Annotated in this window: 9 protein-coding genes and 1 pseudogene; 4 read left to right on the forward strand and 6 right to left on the reverse strand. The window is 69.2% G+C overall.

The genetic code is table 11. The features are described from left to right. The first annotated feature begins 275 nt into the window (after positions 1 to 275). Together HW445_RS15930 and HW445_RS34425 are read left to right on the forward strand one after the other, a co-directional pair. Positions 276 to 956, forward strand: coding sequence for a hypothetical protein (locus tag HW445_RS15930; RefSeq protein WP_180221677.1), 681 nt, complete (start codon positions 276 to 278; stop codon positions 954 to 956). 9 nt (positions 957 to 965) lie between these two features. Then, a pseudogene (locus HW445_RS34425) lies at positions 966 to 1,061 on the forward strand (IS5/IS1182 family transposase); the annotation flags it as partial. A 93-nt stretch (positions 1,062 to 1,154) separates the two neighbouring features. On the opposite strand, the gene HW445_RS15935 reads toward HW445_RS34425, so the two are convergent. The 5 genes from HW445_RS15935 to HW445_RS33565 all read right to left on the reverse strand — a co-directional run bounded on the left by HW445_RS15935 (position 1,155) and on the right by HW445_RS33565 (position 2,617). Then, on the reverse strand, positions 1,155 to 1,421 hold the full coding sequence (locus HW445_RS15935; protein WP_180221678.1) for a hypothetical protein: 267 nt from the start codon (positions 1,419 to 1,421) through the stop codon (positions 1,155 to 1,157). A 121-nt stretch (positions 1,422 to 1,542) separates the two neighbouring features. Beyond that, a complete protein-coding gene (locus HW445_RS15940; protein ID WP_180221679.1) occupies positions 1,543 to 1,686 on the reverse strand; it encodes a hypothetical protein in 144 nt (47 codons plus the stop codon). 50 nt (positions 1,687 to 1,736) lie between these two features. Next, positions 1,737 to 2,024 (reverse strand): hypothetical protein, encoded by a 288-nt coding sequence (locus HW445_RS15945; protein WP_180221680.1) that lies wholly within the window; start codon positions 2,022 to 2,024, stop codon positions 1,737 to 1,739. A gap of 161 nt (positions 2,025 to 2,185) precedes the next feature. Then, the gene (locus tag HW445_RS15950) at positions 2,186 to 2,461 is read right to left on the reverse strand and encodes a hypothetical protein (RefSeq protein WP_257231094.1); all 276 of its coding nucleotides are present in this window, start codon (positions 2,459 to 2,461) and stop codon (positions 2,186 to 2,188) included. Between the two features lie 18 nt (positions 2,462 to 2,479). Continuing rightward, the gene (locus HW445_RS33565; RefSeq protein ID WP_257231095.1) at positions 2,480 to 2,617 is read right to left on the reverse strand and encodes a hypothetical protein; all 138 of its coding nucleotides are present in this window, start codon (positions 2,615 to 2,617) and stop codon (positions 2,480 to 2,482) included. Positions 2,618 to 2,988: 371 nt separating this feature from the next. Here HW445_RS33565 and HW445_RS15955 point away from each other — a divergent pair, with 371 nt between their 5' ends. Next, positions 2,989 to 3,360, forward strand: a complete 372-nt coding sequence (locus HW445_RS15955) for a peptidase inhibitor family I36 protein (protein WP_180221681.1) — start codon at positions 2,989 to 2,991, stop codon at positions 3,358 to 3,360. Between the two features lie 95 nt (positions 3,361 to 3,455). On the opposite strand, the gene HW445_RS15960 is transcribed toward HW445_RS15955, so the two are convergent. Next, positions 3,456 to 4,133 (reverse strand): DUF429 domain-containing protein, encoded by a 678-nt coding sequence (locus tag HW445_RS15960; protein ID WP_180221682.1) that lies wholly within the window; start codon positions 4,131 to 4,133, stop codon positions 3,456 to 3,458. 330 nt (positions 4,134 to 4,463) lie between these two features. On the opposite strand from HW445_RS15960, the gene HW445_RS15965 reads away from it, so the two are divergent. Beyond that, the gene (locus HW445_RS15965) at positions 4,464 to 5,996 is read left to right on the forward strand and encodes an NAD(P)/FAD-dependent oxidoreductase (RefSeq protein ID WP_180221683.1); all 1,533 of its coding nucleotides are present in this window, start codon (positions 4,464 to 4,466) and stop codon (positions 5,994 to 5,996) included. The last annotated feature ends 20 nt before the right edge of the window (positions 5,997 to 6,016 follow it).

Below are 6,016 nucleotides of genomic sequence, written 5' to 3' on the forward strand. Positions count from 1 at the left end.
GGCGGCTCCCACCGCCACCGCCAGCGCCGTGCCCACGGCGATGGCGCGGCGGCCGCGTGGCACACGGGCCCACCGGTGCCGGGTGATCCCTTCGCCGACGGTCGTACGCGGGTGACTCCCGCCATCGGGTCGCATGGCGGCACCCTACGGGCTGTCCTGTAGTCGGTCTTCGGGTTGCGGGCAGTCCGGCAGGAACGCCGGTGTTCCGGTCGGTCAGCGCGTCGTGGGACAGCGCCTACCATGCCTTCGTGGCGCGACCGTGGACGGTACGAAGGGTGGCCGAGCAGTTTGTCGAGCTGCTCGAGATGGCTCCTACCAGCATCGATGGCGGCGGGCTGGAGTTCGTCCGGGGAAGCCTCCGCACCACGCTGTCGATCTGGAAGGACCGTTACGACCGGTCGCTGTTCGGCTGGATGGTGCACACGCTCTACAGCGGTCCCGGTGACCGGATGGACGGCTTCGGTGGAGTGGGCATCCGGATCGACCACCCCTCGCCATCCGGCGACGCGGGTCCGACCGATATCCCTCCCGCTGCCTGCTATCCCTGGCCGACGGGCAGTGCCCCGCTCGCCTCCGAGGTCACCGCCGGTGTCACCCACTACGGGCCGTCCTCCCTGCGCTTCGTCCGCGACTCTCACGACCTGGGGCTGCTGCTCCTGGCGGACACCCACGTTCATCGGGATGGAGTCTGGTCGTTCACACCGGCCAACAGTGAGCCGGGACGGCTTGCGAAGGCCATCCTTCTGGCTCGTCAGTGCGGTGATCAGGATCTGGAGCGGGCGGCTGTCGCCAAGTTGCGGAGCCGCGGCGAAGAACCGGTCGCTCCTCACTCCGACCACCTGTTCCGGCAGGCCGTCGCCGACTGGTCCAGGCAGTACGCCAAGGCCACGGGCATTGATCTCAGCGACCTGGCCGAGCTCAAGCGGAAGCGTCCTCAGTACCCCGACATCCCGTAGCTCAGCACGGCCCCTCGGGGACGGGACACGCTCATCACCGCACTACGCAAGGCAGGCGCGGTCCCGCTACGCAGGGGACGGCCGTGGAGTCTCCCGCTGGAGGACCATGGTTCATTTGCGGGACATCCCGTGGACGCCGTTCCTTACGGGGCCACCGAGGGCTGGCCGCCAGAGAGTGGTGGATTGGCCGTCGCAGGGTCACTGCGCATGTGGGAAGGCTGTTCCGGACAGATTCTTTGCGGCGAGGCGTACAGCATTCTCCCAGGCCCGGACCTCTTCGGCGGACATGTGGTCGAGGTGGTACTCCAGGCCCACGGCCGCCACGAACTTCCGCTCCGGATCTGTCACCGCCTCGATCCCCTGCCAGACTCGACCTGCGGCCTCCTTCGGTGACATGGCACCGGCGGACAACTGTGTCGCCATGTGATGCAGGAGGCGCCGTTCAGCGGTCTCGTAGTCCGGCATCTGGATCCCGAGCTCCTCCATGCTGTGCCCGAAGAGCTGGCGGATCTCTGCTGGGTGCCGGGAACGGCCGGCCAGCTCACGCAGTGAAGAGAGTCGTGGCCGGCAGCCAGTAGGTGGGCCGTCACCATGGGCAGGTCTTCAACGCGGATGAGGCCGCCGCGTACTTCCAGGAGATGGTGGCGGGCTGGTCCATGGCCGCATCCTGACCGAGGAGAACCAGCAACCACAACTCGTCCGGCGCCAACCGCTCGACCAGATCCGCCATGCGCGGCTAGGCCGTGTCCGCGACCGTGTTTGAGATCTGTTGGTCGGGCATCAGTATGGGCTTCGGCCAGCAGGCCACTGATAGCCCTCCGGCAGCTCAGTTCCGTTGCTATCAAGGACCGTGTAGTCGACGATCACTTGCGCGGGATCGCCGCTTTCGAAGATCCAGACGACCAGACGGTGCTTGACCACAACCACCGTGAATTGGGGATCCGACACCTCATCAGCTGGCACAACGGTGAACTCGTCACCGGGCTTCAACCAGAAGACGTCACAGGACGGTTCGATGAAGAGGCAGAGGAAGTCCTCGCCACCGTTCTGCACGGGGAGCTTGTTCACTGACGCCGTCCCGGTGGCCGCTGCAGTAGAGGACCATCAGGATAGCGACCGGCAACCAAGCCACCCAGAGCTGACGGAAGCCTGCGGAGTGAAGAGCCTCATGGCGTGACGCACGTGAGCGGCCTCGTGATCATTCCACCTGGCCCGCCAGGCCGGAAACGTCAGGGCTCCGGGATGAAGGCGGGGTCAACACCCATCGCGGCAACGCCCTCACGCACGGAGTGATCGAACTGCTTGATCTCCGCCACGAGGACGTCCCAGGCGACGGGTGAGGTCCAGAAGTCCGGTGTGAAGATGGAGCCCACCTGCCAGCCCTCCTCGGAGCTCACGATACGGATCAGCCCTTCCTCCGCCTGCATCGATTCGAGCTCGAAGTCCTCGTGGCCGGCAGCCGGGCTCCGGAGCCAGAGCGCCAGGTGGTACGCCAGCTCGGTCACGGGGAACGCCTCCTGCGATCACACCATCTGTCCCTGCTCCCACATGGACAGCTCTGCCTCGATATCCAGGAGCAGAACTTCCAGGGGCGCCTCCTGCGGGGTGAGACCACGCCGCGGCATGTCCGACAGTCCGAAGTTCCGGCAGACGAACCGCACCGCCCGGCCTCCATGGGGTCTGCGGCCCCTGGCCATCCAGGCAGCCTAAATGCGGACAACCTACCAACCGGCACAGGCGTCCCGCCGAGCGCCCGGTCAACGGGACGACCCTCAGGCTCCGCGCCGTCCCCGACAGGGACTTCCCGCCGGTCCGGGTGGCCGGCCGACGCGATTCCGCTGCCGTTCCGAAACGATCGGGTTGACCGCGAGAAGGCCACGGCTCCCTCCCTTTCGGAAGATTGTGACCATCCTCATCTCCGCGAACCACCTGTGCGCGGGGACCGTCCTACGACCGAATGCCTTCAAGAAACGAACGCTGAAAGCGGCGAAGACGACCGCGCTTTCACGGGCACCACGGGGAAAGGACCCTCATGAGACTGACAGTCAAGGCCGCGACGGTGGCGGCGGCCATCGCCTCCACCCTCGTACTGGCGGCGCCGGGGACCGCGTCGGCCGCCGACCCCAAGGACGGCTTCATCGGGGGGAAGATCTACCTCTTCGACGGCCACAACAACACCGGGGACGTGCTTGCGCTCGAACCGGCGGACATCCTCAACATCGGCTGGGCGTGGAACGACCGGGCCAGCTCGGTGTGGAACCTCACCAACGATCAGGTCTGCATCTGGACCGACATCGACCACCACGGCTACTACTTCAGCATCCCGGCCGGCCAGAAGCAGGAACTTCTGTTCCTGTACGACAACGCGGTGTCCTCCATCTCGGTCAGCGGCTGCGGAGGCTGAGCCGGCCGATGTGACCAACCCGCCGTCCGCCCGCGCTTCGAGGGTGGACGGCGGGATGCGGCCGCCCGGCCGGCCCGTGCCGCGGGCGGCACCCGTCAGTACCTGATCTCCACGGGTCGCCCCTCCGCGTCCCGTTCGGGGGTCTCGGGCAGCCGCTTCGCCGTACCGAGCGCGATCCGGTGCGCCGACCACGCCGCCGCCGCGGCGTCGAGCACGTCGTCGACGGGGACGCGGTCCGCCTCGCCGATCTCGTCCGGCAGCACGATCCCGGCCTCGGCGAGCAGGGCGCGCCGCAGGTTCTGGCCGCGCCAGGTCTTCTTGGCGTACGCCGGCGGCACCCCGTCGGCCAGCGCGCGGAAGGACAGTTCGGGGTGCACCTCGTGCGTCCGCCCGTCCGCGAGCCAGCACGCTCGCGCTTCCAGCAGCTTCGGCCTGAGCGCCCACGTCTGCTGGGTGAGCCGGTTGCCGGTGAGCTCCTGGCAGCGGTCGGCGGCCGCTGTGTAGTGCTGCTCCTGCCACGCCGTCCTCGGCGCGACGAGGAAGAGGCTGTGGCGCCGCACCCCCAGCAGCGCCTTGGCCGCGAGGTCCGCGGCACGCCAGCCCCGCTCCACCAGCCCCAACGGCATGTCGACCGCGACGGCGTCCACGTCGCCCGCGCGCGCGACCAGGCTCTCCAGCCGGAGATCGACCAGGGCGCCCGCGTACGCGCCGTCCGTGAGCCTGATGCCCACCCACCCCTGCTTGCCGCAGGCGTCGACCCCGAGGACGTCCATCCCGCTTCTCCTCCCGCGCACCGGACCGCCGCAACGTAGCAGTCCCCGCCGGGACAAGACCCGGCCAGGTGGCGGCACGGCTTTCCGCGCCGGTGCCCCCGGCCGTAGAGCTCCACCGGCTGATGGGTGATCACCGATGACCGGTCACCATGTGACCCGCGTCACGTTACCGGCGGTATCTGAAACAGGGCGTCGCAGGTAAATTGCGAGTACCACGTGCAGGGGAGCCGCACGGCCACATGTCCGATCAACCGCCGACGCCTCCACCGGCGTTGCGCCTTCCGTCCCTGTCTTCCCAGGGCTCACGAGCGAGAGCGAGGACCTTCCGCGATGGAGCAGCAGCACGTCGACGTCCTGGTCGTCGGCGCCGGCATATCCGGCATCAGCGCCGCACACCACCTCCTGCGCGACGATCCCGGCGGCTCGCTCGTCGTGCTCGAGCGCCGCGCCCGGGTGGGCGGGACCTGGGACCTCTTCCGGTACCCCGGGATCCGGTCGGACTCCGACATGCCCACCTTCGGGTTCGGCTTCCGCCCCTGGCGCGACGCGCGCATCCTCGCCGACGGCGGGCGGATCCGGCAGTACGTGGAGGACGCCGCGGCCGACGGCGGCATCCTGGACCGCATCCGCTTCGGCCGCCGCGCGGTCAGCGCCGACTTCTCGCGGGACACGGGGCGCTGGAGCGTCGAGGTGGTGGACGAGGGCACCGGCGAACGCGAGTCGTACAGCGCCGGCTACCTCGTCGGTGCGACCGGCTACTACGACTACGACACGCCGTACCGCCCCGAGTTCCCCGGCGAGGCCGACTACCGGGGCACTCTCGTCCACCCCCAGCAGTGGCCGGAGGGCCTCGACCACGGCGGCAAGCACGTCGTCGTCATCGGCTCCGGCGCCACCGCCATCACCCTGCTGCCCGCGATGGCCGGGACCGCCGCGAGCGTCACCATGCTGCAACGCTCGCCCACCTACGTCCTCACCCTCCCCGAGGTCGACCCGCTGACCTCGGTCCTGCAGAAGCTGCGCGCCCCCGAGGGGCTGACGTACAGGATCGTCCGGGGTCGCAACATCGCTCTTCAGCGCGGGAGTTACGCCTTCTGCCGCAGGTTCCCCCGCCTGGCCCGCAGGACGCTCCTCTCTCTCGTCCGGGTCCAGGCCGGCAAGGGCGTCGACATGCGTCACTTCAGCCCCACGTACAAGCCCTGGGACCAGCGGCTGTGCGTCGTCCCCGGCAGCGACCTGTTCAAGGCGCTCAGGAGCGGCAAGGCGTCCATCGCCACGGACCACATCGACACGTTCACCGCCGAGGGCATCCGCCTGAAGTCCGGCGAGGAACTCAAGGCCGACATCGTCGTCACCGCGACGGGCCTGAACGTCCGCCTCATGGGCGGCATGGAGGTGACCGTCGACGGCCGCCCGGTGGACGTCAGGAACCGCGTGCTCTACAAGGCCGTCATGCTCGAGGGGGTGCCGAACATGTCCCTCGTCATCGGGTACACCAACGCCTCCTGGACGCTGAAGGCGGACCTCGCCGCCGCCTGGACCGCCCGCCTGCTGGCGCACATGCGCCGCCACGGGCACGACATCGCGACCCCGGTGGCCTCCGACGGCGACCGTTCACCGTTCTCCGTCATGGGCGAGGCGCTGACCTCCGGCTACATCACCCGCGCCGACGAGGTCATGCCGCGGCAGGGCACCCGTGCCCCGTGGCGGTTGTGGAACCACTACTACCGCGACCGCGCCATGCTCCGGAGCGCCCCGATCGACGACGGTGCGCTGCGCTTCACCACGGCGGGCTGCCGGCACTCCGGCGCGGAGGCGACGGACGCGGCAGGCTCCCGGGACGCGGACGCCCGCATCGCCTGACCACCGGGCGCCACCGCTCC

This window comes from Streptomyces sp. UH6, from assembly GCF_013421635.1.
Taxonomy (GTDB): domain Bacteria; phylum Actinomycetota; class Actinomycetes; order Streptomycetales; family Streptomycetaceae; genus Streptomyces; species Streptomyces abyssomicinicus.

Excerpts from the sequence above, each read along its gene's own strand:
- HW445_RS15935 (WP_180221678.1), bottom strand. The coding sequence starts at position 1,421 with ATGCCGGACTACGAGACCGCTGAACGGCGCCTCCTGCATCACATGGCG.
- HW445_RS15940 (WP_180221679.1), bottom strand. The coding sequence starts at position 1,686 with ATGGCGGATCTGGTCGAGCGGTTGGCGCCGGACGAGTTGTGGTTGCTG.
- HW445_RS15955 (WP_180221681.1), top strand. The coding sequence starts at position 2,989 with ATGAGACTGACAGTCAAGGCCGCGACGGTGGCGGCGGCCATCGCCTCC.
- HW445_RS15960 (WP_180221682.1), bottom strand. The coding sequence starts at position 4,133 with ATGGACGTCCTCGGGGTCGACGCCTGCGGCAAGCAGGGGTGGGTGGGC.
- HW445_RS15965 (WP_180221683.1), top strand. The coding sequence starts at position 4,464 with ATGGAGCAGCAGCACGTCGACGTCCTGGTCGTCGGCGCCGGCATATCC.